General features: G+C 40.0%; 16 protein-coding genes and 1 riboswitch. Of the genes, 15 read left to right on the forward strand and 1 reads right to left on the reverse strand.

Going from position 1 to position 18623, the window contains the following annotated elements:
* The first annotated feature begins 25 nt into the window (after positions 1-25).
* From BLP50_RS02115 to ftsZ, 6 genes are all read left to right on the forward strand, one after another.
* A complete protein-coding gene (locus tag BLP50_RS02115; RefSeq protein WP_090150254.1) occupies positions 26-511 on the forward strand; it encodes a hypothetical protein in 486 nt (161 codons plus the stop codon).
* 63 nt (positions 512-574) lie between these two features.
* Positions 575-2563 carry a peptidoglycan D,D-transpeptidase FtsI family protein gene (locus tag BLP50_RS02120; RefSeq protein ID WP_242869201.1) on the forward strand — a complete coding sequence of 663 codons (1989 nt, stop codon included), beginning with the start codon at positions 575-577 and terminating at the stop codon, positions 2561-2563.
* Between the two features lie 52 nt (positions 2564-2615).
* A complete protein-coding gene (gene mraY / locus BLP50_RS02125) occupies positions 2616-3563 on the forward strand; it encodes a phospho-N-acetylmuramoyl-pentapeptide-transferase (RefSeq protein ID WP_330386041.1) in 948 nt (315 codons plus the stop codon).
* Positions 3564-3582: 19 nt separating this feature from the next.
* Positions 3583-4740 (forward strand): FtsW/RodA/SpoVE family cell cycle protein, encoded by a 1158-nt coding sequence (locus BLP50_RS02130; protein WP_090150263.1) that lies wholly within the window; start codon positions 3583-3585, stop codon positions 4738-4740.
* A complete protein-coding gene (locus BLP50_RS02135; RefSeq protein ID WP_090150266.1) occupies positions 4733-5497 on the forward strand; it encodes a cell division protein FtsQ/DivIB in 765 nt (254 codons plus the stop codon). The genes BLP50_RS02130 and BLP50_RS02135 overlap by 8 nt, the downstream gene beginning before the upstream one ends.
* 163 nt (positions 5498-5660) lie before the next feature.
* Positions 5661-6878, forward strand: a complete 1218-nt coding sequence (gene ftsZ / locus BLP50_RS02140; RefSeq protein WP_330386042.1) for a cell division protein FtsZ — start codon at positions 5661-5663, stop codon at positions 6876-6878.
* A 56-nt stretch (positions 6879-6934) separates the two neighbouring features.
* Here the strand turns inward: ftsZ and BLP50_RS02145 are convergent, their stop codons facing one another.
* Entirely contained in the window at positions 6935-7318 is a 384-nt protein-coding gene (locus BLP50_RS02145; RefSeq protein WP_090150272.1) for a thioesterase family protein, read from the reverse strand.
* A 257-nt stretch (positions 7319-7575) separates the two neighbouring features.
* Between BLP50_RS02145 and argS the strand changes: the two genes are divergently transcribed.
* From argS to BLP50_RS02190, 9 genes are all read left to right on the forward strand, one after another.
* A complete protein-coding gene (gene argS, locus BLP50_RS02150) occupies positions 7576-9336 on the forward strand; it encodes an arginine--tRNA ligase (RefSeq protein WP_090150275.1) in 1761 nt (586 codons plus the stop codon).
* Positions 9337-10659 (forward strand): RsmB/NOP family class I SAM-dependent RNA methyltransferase, encoded by a 1323-nt coding sequence (locus BLP50_RS02155; protein ID WP_090150278.1) that lies wholly within the window; start codon positions 9337-9339, stop codon positions 10657-10659. It begins immediately after the preceding gene.
* Positions 10656-11522 (forward strand): YitT family protein, encoded by an 867-nt coding sequence (locus tag BLP50_RS02160; protein ID WP_090150281.1) that lies wholly within the window; start codon positions 10656-10658, stop codon positions 11520-11522. The genes BLP50_RS02155 and BLP50_RS02160 overlap by 4 nt, the downstream gene beginning before the upstream one ends.
* A gap of 121 nt (positions 11523-11643) precedes the next feature.
* A riboswitch (cobalamin riboswitch) is annotated at positions 11644-11819 on the forward strand.
* Between the two features lie 105 nt (positions 11820-11924).
* A complete protein-coding gene (locus BLP50_RS02165) occupies positions 11925-13130 on the forward strand; it encodes a sirohydrochlorin cobaltochelatase (RefSeq protein ID WP_090150284.1) in 1206 nt (401 codons plus the stop codon).
* Between the two features lie 90 nt (positions 13131-13220).
* A complete protein-coding gene (locus BLP50_RS02170) occupies positions 13221-13769 on the forward strand; it encodes a hypothetical protein (protein ID WP_090150286.1) in 549 nt (182 codons plus the stop codon).
* On the forward strand, positions 13756-15285 hold the full coding sequence (locus BLP50_RS02175) for an ABC transporter substrate-binding protein (protein ID WP_090150289.1): 1530 nt from the start codon (positions 13756-13758) through the stop codon (positions 15283-15285). Before BLP50_RS02170 ends, BLP50_RS02175 begins: the two co-directional genes overlap by 14 nt.
* A gap of 37 nt (positions 15286-15322) precedes the next feature.
* Complete coding sequence (locus BLP50_RS02180; protein ID WP_090150946.1) at positions 15323-16306, forward strand: FecCD family ABC transporter permease; 984 nt, start codon at positions 15323-15325, stop codon at positions 16304-16306.
* Entirely contained in the window at positions 16299-17096 is a 798-nt protein-coding gene (locus BLP50_RS02185; protein ID WP_090150292.1) for an ABC transporter ATP-binding protein, read from the forward strand. Before BLP50_RS02180 ends, BLP50_RS02185 begins: the two co-directional genes overlap by 8 nt.
* Complete coding sequence (locus tag BLP50_RS02190; RefSeq protein WP_090150295.1) at positions 17084-18610, forward strand: cobyric acid synthase; 1527 nt, start codon at positions 17084-17086, stop codon at positions 18608-18610. Before BLP50_RS02185 ends, BLP50_RS02190 begins: the two co-directional genes overlap by 13 nt.
* Positions 18611-18623: the final 13 nt, after the last annotated feature.

Here is an 18623-nt window from a genome sequence, read left to right on the forward strand (position 1 = left end):
TACGCAATGTTTTAGGAGTTTTATTATGCAGGAATTACAGACTTATTATTACAATCAGGGAAATGCAGTTAGAAAAGAAGAAATTTATGTGCGTCCTACAAGAAGTCTGCCTACAAGAGAGCAGCGCGAGCGTGAAAAGAGAGAAGAAGCTTTAAGACGCCAGAAAATTACAGATAGAAAAAGAGCAGCTGCCCTTAGAAAGAATAGACTCTTGACTGGATATATGATTGTTGCAGTAATAGCTACAGTTTCTATGTTGGTCGGATATGTTGCCCTTCAGACTAATGTTTCTACTAGAATGGACCACGTGGCAGAGCTTGAAAGCCAGCTATCAAAGGTTAATGCAGACAACAAAGCAGCAGAAAGTAGAATAGCTACAACAACAAATCTTTCAGAAATTAAGGATAAAGCCATAAATGAACTTGGAATGGTGTATGCAACTAGCAACCAAATAGTGTATTATAGTGTAGATGGTTCTGACTACATGAGTCAGTATCATGACATTCCATAGAATTGAGTGGGAGTTATGGCTGATAATAATAATCGAAGAAGGATAAAACCGAATAATAAAATTATGAAAAGAATGCAACGCAAGCTCTGGCTGGTATTTGGAGTTGTTTGTATTCTTTTTGTTATTCTTATAGGTCGCGTAATGTTTATCCAATATACAAGCGGAGATAAGTACGAAAAAATAATACTTGCTCAGCAGCATTACGATAGTACCATTATACCTTTCCAGCGAGGCGACATAATTGATGCTAGGGGCACGGTGCTTGCTACATCGGTAGATGTATATAACGTAGTCCTAGATAGCAAGGTGCTTAATGCAAAGGAGAGCAAGAAGCCTGGTACAATCGCAGCTACAGTTAAGCTTGTTACAGAGTGTTTCGAGGAAATCGACGAGGATAAGATTAAAAAGCAGTTATCTGACAATCCAAATTCTCAGTACTTTATTCTTGCAAAAAAGGTTTCCTATGAAGAAATGGCTAAATTCGAGGAGCTAAAAGAAGATGATAGCCATAAGGGTAGCATTTTTGGGATTTGGTTTGAAAAAGAGTATATTAGACAGTATCCATACGGCACCCTTGCTGCCGCTACAATTGGTTACGCCAGTGGTGGTAACGTAGGTGTCATTGGCCTTGAAAATAAATATTCCAACGTTCTTAATGGTGTTAACGGTAGAACATACGGATATCTTAACTCAGACAGTAACTTGGAACAGACCACAATTGATGCTACTAATGGATATAATATTGTTCTTTCATTAGATGTTAATATCCAGACCATTGCTGAAAAGGCTGTTGCGGACTGGAATCAAAAGACAATGGAAGAGTGGAATTCTGAGCATCCTGATGAGCCAGAGGCTTTTGGCTCGTTACATACAGCTGTACTTATTATGAATCCTAATTCAGGAGAGATATTAGCTATGGCTCAGTATCCATCTTTTGATTTAAACAATCCTAGAGATTTGAGCACTTACTATTCCGAGGAGGAAATAAGTGCCATGACTGAGGATGAGAAGATGGATAAGCTTAATCAGATATGGCAGAATTTCTGTATAACCTATACATACGAGCCGGGTTCTACATTTAAGCCATTTACAGTTGCAATGGGGCTGGAGACAGGAGCTTTAAATGGAGATGAGACCTACTTCTGTGATGGAGGTGAGATGGTTCCTGGATATGATAAGGTTATCCACTGTGTTAAAAAGACTGGTCATGGACAGGAGACTATAGCCGATGCTCTTTCCAATTCTTGCAATGATGCTTTGATGCAGATGTCCTATGTTATAGGTGGTGAGAATTTTACTAATTACCAGTCAATTTTTGGATTTGGTCAAAAGACAGGCATTGATCTTACAGGAGAGGCTAGTACCGTTGGTCTTATTTATGGTTTGGATAAAATGTCAACGGTTAACTTAGCAACTAATTCATTTGGACAGAACTTTAATACAACCATGATTCAGTTGGGTACGGGCTTTTGTTCACTTGTAAATGGAGGATATTTATACGAGCCTCATTTAGTTACTAAAGTCACAGATTCAAGTGGAAATACAATCCAAGAGATTGAACCTACCATTTTAAAACGTACTATCTCGGATGAGACTGGAGATATGCTGAAGGGTTATTTGGAATATGTTGTATCTGATGGTACTGGTAAGACCTCTGGTGTTCCAGGGTACAGAATCGGTGGTAAGACAGGTACTGCGGAGAAATTACCTCGTGGGAACCACAAATATTTAGTTTCATTTATTGGATTTGCACCTGTTGATGACCCTCAGGTTGTCGTATATGTAGTTGTTGATGAGCCAGGTGTTGGTGCTATTGGAAATAACCAGGCTCACAGTAGTTTCGCTCAGGAAATCTGCCATGAGATATTTAAGCAGATTTTGCCATATATGGGAGTTGAGTCTTCCCTTTCAGAAGAGGAGGAGGCAGAGGCTGCAGCCAGTCTTACAGAGCAGGCTCAGGCGCCTGTTGAGGAGGCCACAGACGATACACCTGAGACAGAGGCTCCTGAAGCTAATCCGGAGGCAGTTCCAGAGCCAGATGTTCAAGAATAAAATAATTAATAAGAATATGTAGTCTTAGACTACTGGAAATTGGAGTTATATTATGTTACAAGTTTTTTTACCTATGTTGGTTTCGTTTGTTATAGTTTGTGTTATTTCACCTTTTGTTATTCCTGTTCTTCGCAGATTAAAAATGGGAAATACTGAAAGAGAGTATATCAAGGAGCACAAGCTTAAAAATGGTACACCATCTATGGGTGGCATAATGATTCTTATAGGATTTGCAGTTGTAGGATTTTACTATGCAGCTGATTGCAAGGAGATTTATCCAATTCTTTTCCTTACATTAGGATTTGGTATCCTTGGCTTTATCGATGATTTCTTGAAGGCTATCAAGAAGAGCTCTGATGGTCTCAAGGCTTGGCAGAAGATGGCGGGACAGCTTCTTCTTACAACAGGCTTTGCTGTATATATGATAAAGTTTTCAAATATTTCTATGGAGCTTAGAATTCCTTGTACTAGAGCGTTTGTAGATATAGGATGGCTTAGCGTTCCACTTTTGTTTTTAGCAGTACTTGGAACAGTTAATGGTTCTAATTTTACAGATGGACTTGATGGACTTGCTACATCTGTAACTCTTGCTATTGCAGGTTTCTGGGGTGTTGTTTCCTTAACACTTGGTTCAGGTATTACTCCGGCTATCGCTGGAATGATGGGCGCTCTTTTTGGATTTTTAATGTTTAACGTTCATCCTGCAAAGATTTTCATGGGAGATACAGGCTCCCTTGCATTAGGCGGATTTGTAGTAAGTACAGCTTACGTTTTACAGATGCCTATATTTATTATTTTAGTTGCACTTATCTACCTTGTAGAGGTTCTCTCTGTTATTTTGCAAGTAGGATACTTCAAGATGACAGGAGGAAAGCGTATTTTTAGAATGGCACCTATCCATCATCACTACGAGCTTGGCGGATGGTCTGAGGTCAAGGTGGTTGCAGTGTTTACAACAGTGACAATTTTCTTATGCGTGTTTGCTTATTACCTAGTTTAAAAGAGTGGGGATAGAGTTTATGGCTAAAGACAGAGAGCTTGCTGCATACAGGCAGGAGGCTAGGCAGAGAAAGAAAATTAAAAAACTTTTGAATTTCGATTATACATTGCTATTAATCGTTATCTTTATTCTGGCTTTTGGACTAGTTATGCTTTATAGTACCTCAGCTTATGCTGCATCTCTTAAAATGGGCAATTCTGTTTTTTATCTTAAAAAGCAGGCGAGCGCCGCGGCTTTAGGTTTTGTTGGCATGTTTTTTTCTACTAAAATCGACTATAGAAGATGGTCAGCCCTTGTGTGGCCAATCTACTTAGGAGCCACAGCACTTTGTATCCTTGTTATTTTTGCAGGTACAACTATCAATGATTCCACTAGATGGCTGCGTATTGGTGGTGTTTCATTTCAGCCATCAGAGCTTGCTAAGGTGGCAGTTATTTTGCTTATTGCAAGTATCATTGACCGTGCACCTAAGGCCCAGAGGACATTTCAGGGCTCTATTATGACAATAGCGCTTGTTATTCCAATATTTACTATTGTCGCATATAGTAACCTTTCTACAGCTGTTATTATTTTAGGTATTGCATTCGTAATGGTATTTATTGCATCTCCTAAGTATGGGTATTTTGTGGGACTTGCAGCTGCAGGTTTTTCCCTTATTGTAGTTTATATCGCTTTTGAGAGTTACCGAGCAGGTCGAATTGGTGCTTGGCTTCATCCAGAAGATTTTATTGATAGCAACGGATTCCAGATATTACAGGGATTATATGCTATCGGTAGCGGCGGACTTTTCGGCAAGGGACTTGGCGGTAGTATGCAAAAATACATCGTGCCTGAGGCTCAAAATGATATGATATTTTCTATTATTTGCGAGGAGCTTGGAGTATTTGGCGCAGTATGTATCATATTGCTTTATATTCTTATGCTTTATAGATTGCTTTATATTGCTAACCATGCAAAGGATATGTTTGGTTCATATATTTGCGTGGGGATCATGGCACATATTGCCCTTCAGGTAGTCCTAAATATCGCCGTTGTTACAAATTCGATTCCAAATACAGGCGTTACTTTGCCACTTATCAGTTATGGTGGTACGTCAGTTGCTATTTTGCTTACAGAACTAGGATTAGCTCTTAGTGTTTCTAAGAACATGGAGTTTGAGGAGGATGAGGATGTCTAGGCGCAAAAAAAAGCGTAGAAATAAAGGCTTTGTGCTTGCCATAATTGAATTTGTTCTCGCGATTGTAATACTAGTGGCGATTATAGGCGTTTCGGCATATTTTCTTTGTCCTCTTAAGAAAGTTACTGTTGAAGGAACGGATCTTTATACTTCTGAGGAAGTCTCTGATTACATTTTAGATGATGAGTATTCAACAAATACAATTTATGTTTTCCTGAAAAATAAGCTTTTTCCTAAGGGAGATGCAGAGTTTATTGAAAAATTTGATGTGCAGATTACTGGCATGCATTCTATTAATATTGTCTGCAAGGAAAAGGCAATTTTAGGATATATGACTCAGGATGACGGCAAATACGTCTATTTTAACTACGATGGAAAAATAGCGGAGATTAGTGAGACCTACATTGAACGTGGCTACATGAAAATCGAGGGCGTTACCTGTGATGAGCCCAAGGTGGGGGATAAGCTTTCTATTGGTTCGGATCAGGTAGGCTATCTGACATCTCTAATTAAAATATTAAAGAAGAATTCTCTGATGCCTAATGTGATTTCTTACGACGAAAATAATCACATTACACTTGTATATGACACTTATAATATTTCTCTTGGTAATCGCTCTTATCTAGAGGAGAAGATTGAGCGAGTGATGCTGATTCTTCCTAAGATAGAAGGATTGCAAGGTACACTACATCTAGAGAATTATTCAAATCAAAATACAGATATTGTATTTGAAAAAGATACTGAGGCTGAGCAATAAAATCATATTTTTGATAAAAAACGGTTGCGTAATAGGTCGAAAAACTATAATATTATAATAGTATTTTGTATAAGAGGCGGAGAGTATCTCTTCGTAGCTCTGTTTTTGGTATTAGAGATTTTTCGACCTCCCTTAGAGGTTTAATAAAAAGGAGGATATGGTTTTGATTAACATTACGACTGACGAGACAGGTGCTCCTGTCAGAATCATTGTTGTAGGCGTCGGCGGAGCTGGCAACAATGCAGTAAAGCGTATGGTTGAAGAGGGTATTGGGGGAGTTGAGTTTATTGGAATCAACACTGATAAGCAGGCACTTGATTTATGCAAGGCGCCTACTCTTTTAGCTATAGGCGAGAAAACTACAGGTGGAAAGGGCGCAGGTGCTAACCCTGAGGTAGGCCAGAAGTCTGCTGAGGAGAGCGCAGAGGATATTTCTGCAGCTATTAAGGGCGCTGATATGGTATTCATCACATGTGGTATGGGTGGTGGTACTGGTACAGGTGCTGCTCCAGTTGTAGCTAGAATCGCTAAGGAACAGGGTATCCTTACTGTAGGTATTGTTACTAAGCCTTTCCAGTTCGAAGGAAAGCCTCGTATGAACAATGCACTTAACGGTATTGAGAGACTTAAGGAGAGTGTAGATACACTTATCGTTATCCCTAACCAGAAGCTTGTTGAGATTTGTAACAAGTCTATGGGCATCGGTGAGAGCTTTAGAATGGCTGATCAGGTTCTTCACCAGTCTGTACAGGGTATCACAGATCTTATTACTAAGAATTCACTTATTAACCTTGACTTCGCTGATGTTCAGACAGTTATGAAGGACAAGGGATTAGCACATGTAGGTATCGGTTCAGCTAAGGGCGATGAGAAGGCACTTGAGGCTGTTAAGGCTGCTGTTGCTTCTCCACTCCTTGAGACAAGCATTCAGGGTGCTACTGATGTTATCGTTAACATCTGTGGTGATGTTGGACTTAACGATGCTAATGAGGCTACATCATACGTTCAGGATATGACTGGCGCTGATGCTAACATCATTCTTGGTATCACAGTTGATGAGAATATGGACGACGAAGTATCTGTTACAGTTATTGCAACAGGACTTGGAGAGCCAGCTGCTACACCAGCAGGTTCATTCCGTTCATCTACAGGTATGTTATACAATTCACAGCCTAAGCCAAGCGGAGCAGATATGCTTGCAGGTATGAGAAATGCAGCTCCAGCTAGTCAGGCAGGTGTTACTAATACACCACCAGTTGTTAACAGACCAGTTACTCCAAATCCAGTTCAGAGACCAGTTACTCCTACAGCACCTACAGAGAGCAGCGTACCTGAGCTTAACATCAAAATGCCAGACTTCATGAGCTCAATCAAAAAGTAATTTAATCAAAAATTATGGCACCGCATTAGCGGTGCCTTTTTAAATGTCAAATATAGTTATTGCTTGCCTTCAGCTTTTGCCATAAACTTCTCATTGTTTATAATGAATCTCTCATGTGTACCCATACCAACCATACCGTTTTCATCTGAGCAAACAACTTCAAAAGTAAGTCTTCTTCCATCAATCTCAATCAAAGTGGCTTCGCACGCAACAGTTTTTCCAATGGCACTAGGTGCCGTATGGCTCACATTAACCTTAGTTCCTACAGAACCAAGTCCCTCTTCAAGCTCTGGCTGAATCATCTTCCAGCAAGTCTCCTCCATCAAAGAAATCATGGCAGGAGTAGCAAAAACCTCCAGGGCCCCACTAGTAAAAGCTTTTGCAGTATTATCAATTGTCACAACAGTCTCGGCTGACCCCTTCATTCCAATTTCCAACATAATAGAATCTCCTTAATCGTATTTTATATAAACTCATTATAAAACCTTACGAAAAAAATAAAACCCATGTTTCCACATTTATCCACTTTTCGTTGCCAGCCCACCTGCTGCCTTTCTAATCAAGGACCTGGGCTGCCGGCAGGTGGAGGCGGGGAAGATAAAGTGGATGGGAGATTGTGGAAACATGGGTTTTGTGTTATAATTTCTCTCCGTGAGTTTGTATAAAATATTGTGATTATTTATAGATGGAGGATACGATGAAAGAGATTCTTATGCAGATTAAGGAGGTTGTAGTTGACGGCTTTAAGGCTGCGGGCTATGACGAGAAGTACGGTATGGTTTCGCTTTCCAATAGACCAGACCTTTGCCAGTTCCAGTGTAATGGTGCTATGGCAGCTGCCAAGGAATACAAGAAGGCTCCTATTGCTATTGCAAATGAAGTAGTGGAGAAGCTTTCTGCTAATTCTATGTTTTCTAAGTGTGAGGCATGTCCTCCAGGATTTATTAATATGAATTTGTCGGATGAATTCATTTCTGATTTCGTTTCGGCTATGGCTGATGATAGTGAGCGCTTTGGAGTAGACAAAGTTTCTTCACCTAAAAAGGTTATGATTGATTATGGCGGACCAAATGTAGCTAAGCCACTTCATGTTGGTCACCTTCGTTCAGCTATTATTGGTGAGTCAATTAAGCGTACAGCTCGTTTTATGGGTGATGAGGTTATCGGTGATGTGCATCTTGGTGACTGGGGTCTTCAGATGGGCCTTATCATTACGGAGTTAAAGCTTCGTAAGCCTGAGCTTGTATATTTTGATGAGAATTATGATGGCGAGTATCCAACAGAGGCTCCATTTACTATTTCTGAGCTTGAGGAGATTTATCCATGTGCTTCTGGTAAGTCTAAGGAAGATGAGGCTTATAAGGAGGCTGCATTAAAGGCTACCTTTGAGCTTCAGCACGGCAGAAGAGGATATCAGGCGCTTTTATCTCATATCCTTAATGTTTCTGTTAATGACTTGAAACGTAATTATGAGAAGCTTGATGTTACCTTTGATTTGTGGAAGGGTGAGTCAGATGCTCAGCCTTACATTCCTGATATGGTTCAGAAGATGAAGGACGATGGGTTCGCTTATATTTCGGAGGGCGCACTTGTTGTAGATGTTAAGGAAGAGACTGATACAAAAGAGGTTCCACCTTGTATGATTCTTAAGTCAGATGGAGCTTCACTATACAATACAACAGATCTTGCTACTATGGTTTGGAGAATGAAGGATTACAATCCAGATTCTATCGTATACGTAGTAGATAAGAGACAGGAGCTTTACTTTACACAGGTATTTAGATGTGCAAAGAAGACAGGTATTGTTCCTGATTCTACTAATCTTTACTTCGTAGGTTTTGGTACTATGAATGGTAAGGATGGTAAGCCATTTAAGACACGTCAGGGTGGCGTTATGAGACTTGAGTATCTTCTTCAGGAAGTTGAGGACAAGATGCTTGAGAAGATTAAAGAAAATGGCACAATGAATGATGAGGATGCTGCGAAGACAGCAGCTATTGTTGGTCTTTCAGCTGTTAAATATGGCGACCTTTCTAACCAGGCTTCAAAGGATTACATCTTTGATATTGATAGATTTACATCCGCTGAGGGTAATACAGGTCCATATATCCTTTATACAATTGTTAGATGTAAGTCAATTCTTACAAAGGCAGGAGTAAGCAGCTTCGATGGAGCGATTCTTCCTGCACACTCAGATTCAGAGAGAGCCCTTCAGCTCGAACTTACTAAGTTTATGGCTGCTCTTTCTTCAGCATATGAAGAGATGGCTCCTCACAAGATTTGTGCTTACATTTACGATTTAGCAAATGCTTTCAACAGATTTTACCATGATACTAAGATTTTGGCTGAAGAGGATGAAGCTGTTAAGGCTAGCTACTTGAAGCTCTTATGGCTTACAAGAGGTGTGCTTGAAAAGGCTATCGAACTTCTCGGCTTTAATGCACCGGAGCGTATGTAAATGGATACATCTTTTTTACCAATTGATTTTATTAATCGCATGGAGCAGGACCTTGGTCCTGACTTCCATGCGTTTTTGCGTTCTTATGAGAAGAGCAAAATATCAGCCCTTCGATTTAATCCTATTAAGGCAGATGACAAAGCTATAGAAAAAATTAAGGATATGCTGACAGGCCCTGTTAAGTGGAGCCCTAATGGCTATTACTATGATGATGAAAATAGCCGTCCTGGAGTACATCCTTATCACCATGGCGGAATTTATTATATTCAGGATGCATCGGCTCAGCTTCCAGTAGAGATGCTTGCGCCAAAGCCAGGGGATTTTTGTCTTGATCTTTGCGCAGCGCCAGGAGGCAAGTCCACCCAGATAGCAGGCTATTTGAATGGACAGGGAATACTTGTATCCAACGAGCCAATGAAAAATCGCGCTAAGATTCTATCTGAGAATGTGGAAAGACTTGGTATTAGAAATGCCATTGTCACTTCTGAATATCCAGATAAGCTAGCTACAAAATTCCCAGAGTATTTCGATAAGATTATGGTCGATGCCCCATGTTCAGGAGAGGGCATGTTTAGAAAGAATCATGATGCTTGCGCTGAGTGGTCTCTTGAATCTGTTGAGATGTGCGCAGCTCGCCAGGCTGAGATTTTGGATAGAGCCTATGAAATGCTTATACCAGGAGGTCGAATCTGTTATAGTACCTGCACTTTTGCGAAGCTGGAGGATGAGGAAGCTGTTGCTTCCTTCATTAGTCGTCACCCAGATATGACTCTCATCGAAGAAAAGAGACTTTGGCCTCATGAGGTAGAGGGAGAGGGTCACTATGCGGCTTTACTTGAAAAAGCTGATCCTGAAAATAGGGCAGAGGACTGTAAAGCTGAACGAGAGACCTTTAGCTTTAAGAAAATTAATGATAAAATATTAAATGACTATTTAATATTTATTAAGGACACATTGGTGGACAAATGGCGGGATAATTTGCTACTTCTTGGCGACTTACTTTACATGCTGCCAGATAGTTGTCCTGATTTTGAGGGACTTCATGTGTTAAGAGGAGGCTTATTTCTCGGCACTCTCAAGAAAAACAGATTTGAGCCAAGTCATGCTCTGGCACTTGCACTAAAAGCTGATGAGGTAAAGCGCAGCTTTAATGTTTCTTCAGATAGCAAAGAAATCGAGGACTATCTTAAGGGCCAGTTATTAATGGGAGATGTGTCAGACGGATGGACACTTATTACAGTGGACGGATATTCTATTGGTTGGGGTAAGACCGTAAAAGGTCAGATTAAAAATCATTATCCAAAAGGGTTGAGGAAAGTATGATACATAGGATATACAAGTATAAGCAACAAATATACGAATACATTATGTTTACCATAGCTTCTATCGTGATGGTAATCGGTATTTACTTCTTTAAATTCCCGAATCACTTTTCATTTGGTGGAGTCAGTGGTCTTTCTATTGTGCTGTCTGAGCTTTTGCCTCAGACACCTGGTTACATTAACCTGGTTATAAACATTGTTCTGTTAATCTTAGGATTTGTAGTTTTTGGCAAGAATTTTGGAGTAAAAACTACCTATATTACATTGCTCGTATCCTTTGGACCAAGCATCTTAGAGCATATTCAACCAATGGATGGACCTCTTACAAATCAGCCAGTACTTGAGCTTATGTTTGCAATTGCACTTCCTGCATTTGCCTCTGCAGTATTTTTCAATCTTGGTGCATCATCAGGTGGTACTGATATTGTAGCCATGATTCTCAAGAAATACACCAAAGTAGATATAGGTACAGCGCTATTCATGTCTGACGTATTTATCGTAATCAGTGCATGCCTAGTATTCAACGTAGAGACAGGTCTCTTTTCTCTAGTAGGCCTTCTTGCCAAGTCTCTAGTTGTTGATGAGACCATTGAAAACATTAATCTTGCCAAATACTTTACTATTATATGTAACGACCCAGAGCCTATCGTAAACTTCATCATGAAAGACCTAGGCAAGGGTGCCACAGTCTACAAGGCTGTAGGTGCATACGGCCACCAGGAAAAGACCGTAGTACTCACCATATTAAAAAGACAACAGGCTGTTGAGCTTAAAAATTTTATCCGCAGAAATCAGCCTAGCGCATTTATTGCCATCACAAACAGCAGCGAGATCATAGGCAAAGGATTCCGAGGCTATAATTAAATGGCGCTGGGCTTCACAGCAAATCCAATTCTGTAAAGCTAGGCCCTGGCCCCCTGCCCTCGGAGGCGGGGAAGGAGGTTTGACAGAGGGGTATAAATGTGCTAAGTTGTTGCTGAATTTAATAGTTTCATATGGATTAGGTGCCCATGGAGAGCATGGGTGAAAAGGGAATCTGGTGAGAATCCAGAGCGAAGCCGTCACTGTGTTAGGGAGTCTGCTTTCATGTCACTGAGTAATTGGGAAGAGAGAGCGGATGTTGATCGAAGTCAGGAGACCTGCCTATTCTTTATAATTAAAGATTTGCGGACTTTCGAATCTTAATTCATGTTTTTGTGAATTAGGGTCGCTTTATGCGATCCTTTTGATTTATATGTCCGCGAGAAAATGGAGGAAATGAAAGACATGAAGAAGAAACTAGCTTTGGGCTTAGCACTTGTTATGAGTGCAAGTATGGCATTTTCAGCTTGTGGACAAAAGGCTGATACAGCAGCAAATGAGGATGCTACAGAAGAGGTAGTAGAGACAACTGAGGAGGATGCAGATCAGGTGGCAGCAGATAATTGTGCAGCGCTTATTGATGCTATTTATGTTCAGGAGCGTACAGATGAGACAGATGCTCAGTGTGCAGCTGCAAAAGAGGCATGGGATGCCCTTACAGATGCGCAGAAGGAGCTTGTAGAAGGTGAGAATGCAGATCCAGATTACTTTGGTAGAGATACAGGTGATGCAAGCCAGGATGATCCTTTAAATCAGGATGAGATTGGTGAGAATGAGATTCTTGTTGTAAGTTTTGGTACTTCATTTAACACAAGCCGTGTTCAGGATATCGGTGGTATTGAGAAGGCTGTTGCAGAGGCTAATCCAGATTGGTCAGTACGTCGTGCTTTTACATCACAGATTATCATTAATCATATTCAGGCACGTGACAATGAGAAGATTGATAACGTAGAGCAGGCTCTTGATAGAGCAGTTGCAAATGGTGTTAAGAATCTTGTTGTTCAGCCTACACATCTTATGCATGGTGCAGAGTATGATGATCTTGTAGAGGCAGTTGAGGCATACGCTGATAACTTTGATTCTGTAGAGATTGCTGAGCCACTTCTTGGTGAGGTAGGTGCAGATGCTGCAGAGACAAATTCTGATAAGGAAACAGTTGCTAAGGCTGTTGTTGACCAAGCAGTTTCTGAGACAGAGTATGATTCTTTAGATGCTGCAGCTGAAGAGGGCGTTGCATTTGTATTCATGGGACATGGTACAAGCCATACAGCTAAGGTTACATATTCTCAGATGCAGACACAGATGAATGACCTTGGTTATGATAATGTATTTATTGGTACAGTTGAGGGCGAGCCTGAGGAGACAGCTTGTGAGAATGTTATTGCAGCTGTAAAGGATGCAGGTTATACAAAGGTTGTAATCCGCCCACTTATGGTTGTTGCTGGCGATCATGCTAACAACGATATGGCTGGTGATGAGGATGACTCATGGAAGTCAATGTTCCTTGCAGATGGCAGCTTTGAGTCAGTAGAGTGCCAGATTGCTGGTCTTGGTGAGATTGAGGCTGTTCAGAAGGTTTATGTAGCTCACACAGCTGATGCAATCAAATAATAGAGTTAAAGCAGCTTAATTGTTTTGACATAAAAATTCATGCAGGCTTAGCCTGCATGAATCTATATTACTTACGGAGATTTTTTAATAATGAAAAAGAAGATTTTTAGTTTAGTTCTTGTGGCAGCTATGGCGTTGTCAGTAGTTGCTTGTGGCGATAAGGCTAAGGAGCCAGCTGTTGCTGAGTCAGAAGTAGCTGCAGAGGCTGAGGCAGAAGTCGCAGAGCCAGAAGAGGCTCCTGCTGATGTTGAAGACGCAGAAGTTGCAAAGCTTGATTTAGAAGATGGTGAATACACTGTTGAGTTTACAACTGACAGTAGCATGTTCCATGTTAATGAGACTCTTGATGACAAGGCTACCCTTACTGTTAAGGATGGTGTTGGAACAGTTCATATCACTCTTGCAGGAACAGGCATCATTAATCTTTATGTGGGTCTTGCTGCAGATGCAGAATCTGATGAGGCTAACTGGCTTAACTATACAGAGGATGAGGTCACCTATGATGATGGAATGACTGAGACAGTATATGGTTTTGATGTGCCAGTTCCAGTTTTAAATGAGGAGTATGATGTGGCGCTCTTAGGTTCAAAGGGCACATGGTACGATCATAAAGTAAAGGTTACATATGAAGCGAACTAAAATACTTAAAGCTGCAGTGCTGCTGGCTTGCTTAGCAGCCTGCGGCTTTTTTATTAAACAAATATTTTTTAAAACTGAAAACAAGATTTCTGATGGTATTTATTCTTGTTATGTGAATCTTGAGGGAGGAAGCGGCAAGGCTACAGTTAATTCTCCAGCTAATGTTACTATTGAGTCAGGAGATAAAAAGGTAGAGCTTGTTTGGTCCAGCCCTAACTACGATTACATGATTGTAGATGATAATCGCTATGACAATGAGGCAGCTGTTGGTGAGAATTCCGTATTTACCATACCATTTGAAAACTTTGATGAGCCATTTAAGGTCATCGGTGATACTACAGCTATGAGTACACCTCATGAGATTGAGTACACTATTACGGTTATCAGTCCAGAGGTTAATCACATAGTTGATGCTATCACTACAAATTCCGGTGTGGAGGATGCAGGAGAGGTAACACTTGGTGACCTAGAATATGTGTCATCTATGCCCCTTGATTATGCCAAAGAATATTCAGTTTCCTATTATGAGGATGAGGCGGGGGACAAATATACTCTCATCACTATAGGCAAGGAGGGCAGCCGCCAATATTTCATGATTAGTGAAAGTGGCAAAAAGCCTTCTGGAGTTTCTGATAATGTTACCTTACTTGAAAATTTGGATAAGACATATCTTGTTTCTACCTCTGTTATGGATTTAATGGCTTCCATTGATGGCCTTGATAATATTAGGTTTTCAGGAACAGATGAGGCTGATTGGTATATTAAAGAAGCAAAAGAAAAGATGAGTTCAGGTGATATTCTCTATGCTGGCAAATATTCTGCCCCTGATTACGAGCTTTTAATATCAGAAAAATGTAATTTTGCCATCGAAAATACCATGATTTACCACAATCCAGAAGTGAAAGAAAAGTTAGAAAGTCTTGGAATATCTGTTATGGTGGAACGCTCTAGCTATGAGACTAATCCTTTAGGACGATTGGAATGGATAAAGCTTTATGGCCTCTTGTACGGTAAAGAGGATGAGGCAAATACAGCTTTTGAAGAGCAGAAGGCAAGGGCAAAAGCTATTTCAGAGGTGGAGAGCACGGGGCTAAAGGTGGCAGTTTTTTCAATAGACTCAAACGGCATGATTTCTATTAGAAAGCCAGGAGACTACATCACATCTATGATAGAGATGGCAGGCGGTAGCTATGTGCCTGCGAATATTTCAGTTTCAGAAGATAACGCACTTTCCACTATGAAAATTACTATGGAAGATTTTTATGTGGAAGCTGTTGATGCTGATGTATTGATTTACAACAGTACAATTGAAGGTGAAATTAAATCCATAGATGAGCTTATAAAAAAGTCTGAAGTTCTTAAGGATTTTAAGGCTGTAAAGTCCGGAAATGTTTATTGCCTTTCTAAAGGCTATTTTCAACAAAGCTCTGATGTGGCAGAATTTATAGAAGATGTACACATTATTTTAACTGGGGAGAGTGGCTCCCTTCAACACCTTTTCAAACTTAAGGAGTAAAATAGTGGAGAATAATAGTAGAAAGTTTATAACCATAATGGCAGTTATGTTTATCCTTCTTGTAGGGCTTTTCTTTGTTTGCCTAGGTTGGGGAAGTGCAGATATCACCTTAAAGGAAATATTTGTTTCTTTATTAAATCCAGGTGATGTGCATCTTGGAAGAATAGTAGTGTCTATTAGATTGCCTAGAATAACTGCAGCTATCCTACTTGGTGGAGCCCTTTCGGTTTCAGGCTTTTTACTTCAAATATTCTTTGGAAATCCAATTGCAGGACCTTATGTGCTAGGTATTTCATCAGGGGCCAAACTCATTGTTGCTCTTGTTATGGTATTCATGCTTAGCCAGGGAAGATATATAAGCGCCCTTGGAATGGTAGCTGCGGCCTTCATAGGTTCATTGATTGCCATGGGGATAGTAATGCTTTTATCCAACAAGGTAAAGAATATGTCGTTGCTTGTAGTTTGCGGTGTTATGATCGGTTATCTTTGTTCTGCAATTACAGAATTTATTATCGCATTTGCGGATGATACAAATATTGTGAACCTTCACAACTGGTCCCTTGGAAGCTTTTCAGGAATCAGTTGGGAAGATGTTGCAATTTCCGCAATCATTGTGATTGTCACTTTGATTTTTTCATTTGTGCTCTCAAAGCCTATTGGTGCTTATCAGTTAGGAGAGAGCTATGCTAGAAATATGGGAGTAAATATAAAGCATCTTCGAATTCTTTTGATTTTACTTTCTAGCATTCTATCAGCCACTGTTACAGCTTTTGCTGGGCCTATTTCTTTTGTAGGAATAGCAGTGCCACATATTATGAGAACAATTTTGAAAACATCAAGGCCAATTGTTATGATTCCAGGTTGCTTTTTCGGAGGAGCTATAATTACACTTTTATGTGATGGAATTGCAAGAAGTGCTTTTTCACCGAGAGAGATTAGTATCAGTGCTGTTACGGCAATAGGCCTGTCGCCTATAGTTATTTATCTACTTATTAAACGTAAAGAGGTTTCACATGGTTAGTAGCATAGATTTAGAATCTTTGGTAGTGGGTTATAAGAGCCCAGTAATTGAAAATGTTAATCTAACTGTGAATTCTGGAGAAATAGTTGCCCTTATAGGTCCAAATGGCGCCGGTAAATCTACTGTTTTAAAAACAATTACAAGACAGATTAGGAAGATGGATGGCAAGATTGTTATTTTGGGCGAGGATGAGGAAGACATTTCAGAAGATAATTTAGCTAAAAAGCTTTCTATGGTTTCTACTGAAAGAATCCACCCAGAGCTTATGAGTTGCTTTGATGTAGTATCTACCGGTAGATATCCCTATACTGGTCGACTTGGGATTTTATCCAAGAACGATATAGAGATTGTAAAACAAGCAATTGATTTGGTTGGAGCAGGTGAGGTGGCTGACAAGGATTTCTCCAAGGTAAGTGATGGCCAAAGGCAGAGAGTAATGCTGGCTCGAGCTATTTGTCAGGAGCCTGAGATTTTGATTCTTGATGAGCCTACTTCATTTCTTGATATACAGTTCAAGATAGATATTTTATCTGTAATAAAAAATCTTGCAAAGGAGAAAAACATTGCAGTTTTAATGTCTATTCACGAGCTGGAATTTGTTCCTGCTGTTGCAGATAAAGTAGTTGCAGTGTCAGATGGAAAAGTATTTAAAATCGGTGCACCAGATGAGATTTTAACAGGAGAAAATCTTGCTGCACTTTATCATATGTCACTTGATGAAAGTAATATGCTTGCAACAGGTTTGATTGATTATTCTAATTCATTAAAGAGAGTATTATGTCAAAAGTAATTATGATTCAAGGCACCATGTCAAATGTAGGCAAAAGCCTGCTGGTTGGTGGCCTTTGTAGAGTTTTAAAACAGGATGGTTTTAAGGTGGCTCCCTTTAAATCACAAAATATGGCTCTTAATTCATTTGTCACCAAGGATGGATTGGAACTTGGTAGGGCTCAGGCTATGCAGGCAGAGTGCGCCGGTGTGGAGCCTAGTGTCTATATGAATCCGATTTTGCTGAAACCTACCAATGATATTGGCAGCCAGGTGATTGTAAATGGCGAGGCCATTGGAAATATGTCTGCAAGGGATTACTTTGCCTACAAGAAAAAGCTGATTCCTGACATTCTTCAGGCCTATCATAAATTAGAAGAATGGGCGGATGTAATTGTAATCGAAGGAGCTGGCTCTCCAGCTGAGATTAATCTAAAGTCGGATGATATAGTTAATATGGGTATGGCAAAGCTTGTAGATGCTCCGGTTCTCCTTGTTGGAGATATTGATAGAGGCGGAGTGTTTGCTCAGCTTTTAGGTACATTAGAGCTTTTGGAGCCTGATGAGAGGGCTAGAGTAAAGGGCTTGATAATAAATAAGTTTAGAGGAGACAAGAGCCTTCTTGATTCAGGAATAGATATGCTTGAGGAGAGAGGACATGTGCCTGTTGTTGGAACTATTCCATACGCTCATCTGATGATAGATGATGAGGATAGCCTTAGTGAAAGACTTGGAAATGAATTTGATTATGGGCAGGACGTAAATAGGGTTGAGATTGCCGTGGTGCGTTTACCACGTATTTCAAATTTTACAGATGTAGCACCTTTCGAGAGTATCCCTGGTGTGAGTGTTTCTTTTGCTTCAAATCCAAGGGACCTTGAAGGGGCAGATATGGTAATTATCCCTGGCAGTAAAAACACTATCGGTGATATGAACTGGCTTAGGACATCAGGTTTTGAACCGGCAATAAAAAGATTTGCTATGGACAAACCTGTGATAGGAATCTGTGGTGGATTCCAGATGATGGGACAGGAGATTTCAGATCCAGAGGGAATTGAAAATGAGAATATAGACAATATTCTTGGTCTTGATTTGTTCCCTATTAAAACAGAGCTTCAGTCTATGAAGCATCGAAGTCAGACTGAGGATTGCTTTGATGATATGACAGGAGTTTTTCAGAGTTTATCTAATGAAGAGTTTGTTGGATATGAGATTCATAATGGAAGCAGTGAACTTTTTGTATCTGATGACAGAGATTATGATGGACTTCTAGTAGAACGAGATGACGAAGGACAGATTATTCTTCTGCAAAAGGACAATCTCTTTGGTACATATGTACATGGGATTTTTGATAATGAGGACATCGCCTTTAAGCTTGTTAGTCAGTTGGCAAAAAATAAGGGCGTAAGTATAGGTGATACCGCTTTTGATTATCAGGCATTTAAGGATGGAGAGTATGATAAGCTGGCAGACATTGTTAGAGAGAATCTAGATATGTCACTTATCAGAAATCTTCTTGATTTGCCTACCAAATAATTTAATCAGATGA

The sequence above is a fragment of the Pseudobutyrivibrio sp. AR14 genome (assembly GCF_900101325.1).
Taxonomy (GTDB): Bacteria; Bacillota; Clostridia; order Lachnospirales; family Lachnospiraceae; genus Pseudobutyrivibrio.

Excerpts from the sequence above, each read along its gene's own strand:
- BLP50_RS02115 (WP_090150254.1), top strand. The coding sequence starts at position 26 with ATGCAGGAATTACAGACTTATTATTACAATCAGGGAAATGCAGTTAGA.
- BLP50_RS02120 (WP_242869201.1), top strand. The coding sequence starts at position 575 with ATGAAAAGAATGCAACGCAAGCTCTGGCTGGTATTTGGAGTTGTTTGT.
- mraY (WP_330386041.1), top strand. The coding sequence starts at position 2,616 with ATGTTACAAGTTTTTTTACCTATGTTGGTTTCGTTTGTTATAGTTTGT.
- BLP50_RS02130 (WP_090150263.1), top strand. The coding sequence starts at position 3,583 with ATGGCTAAAGACAGAGAGCTTGCTGCATACAGGCAGGAGGCTAGGCAG.
- BLP50_RS02135 (WP_090150266.1), top strand. The coding sequence starts at position 4,733 with ATGTCTAGGCGCAAAAAAAAGCGTAGAAATAAAGGCTTTGTGCTTGCC.
- BLP50_RS02145 (WP_090150272.1), bottom strand. The coding sequence starts at position 7,318 with ATGTTGGAAATTGGAATGAAGGGGTCAGCCGAGACTGTTGTGACAATT.
- argS (WP_090150275.1), top strand. The coding sequence starts at position 7,576 with ATGAAAGAGATTCTTATGCAGATTAAGGAGGTTGTAGTTGACGGCTTT.
- BLP50_RS02155 (WP_090150278.1), top strand. The coding sequence starts at position 9,337 with ATGGATACATCTTTTTTACCAATTGATTTTATTAATCGCATGGAGCAG.
- BLP50_RS02160 (WP_090150281.1), top strand. The coding sequence starts at position 10,656 with ATGATACATAGGATATACAAGTATAAGCAACAAATATACGAATACATT.
- BLP50_RS02165 (WP_090150284.1), top strand. The coding sequence starts at position 11,925 with ATGAAGAAGAAACTAGCTTTGGGCTTAGCACTTGTTATGAGTGCAAGT.
- BLP50_RS02170 (WP_090150286.1), top strand. The coding sequence starts at position 13,221 with ATGAAAAAGAAGATTTTTAGTTTAGTTCTTGTGGCAGCTATGGCGTTG.
- BLP50_RS02175 (WP_090150289.1), top strand. The coding sequence starts at position 13,756 with ATGAAGCGAACTAAAATACTTAAAGCTGCAGTGCTGCTGGCTTGCTTA.
- BLP50_RS02180 (WP_090150946.1), top strand. The coding sequence starts at position 15,323 with ATGGCAGTTATGTTTATCCTTCTTGTAGGGCTTTTCTTTGTTTGCCTA.
- BLP50_RS02185 (WP_090150292.1), top strand. The coding sequence starts at position 16,299 with ATGGTTAGTAGCATAGATTTAGAATCTTTGGTAGTGGGTTATAAGAGC.
- BLP50_RS02190 (WP_090150295.1), top strand. The coding sequence starts at position 17,084 with ATGTCAAAAGTAATTATGATTCAAGGCACCATGTCAAATGTAGGCAAA.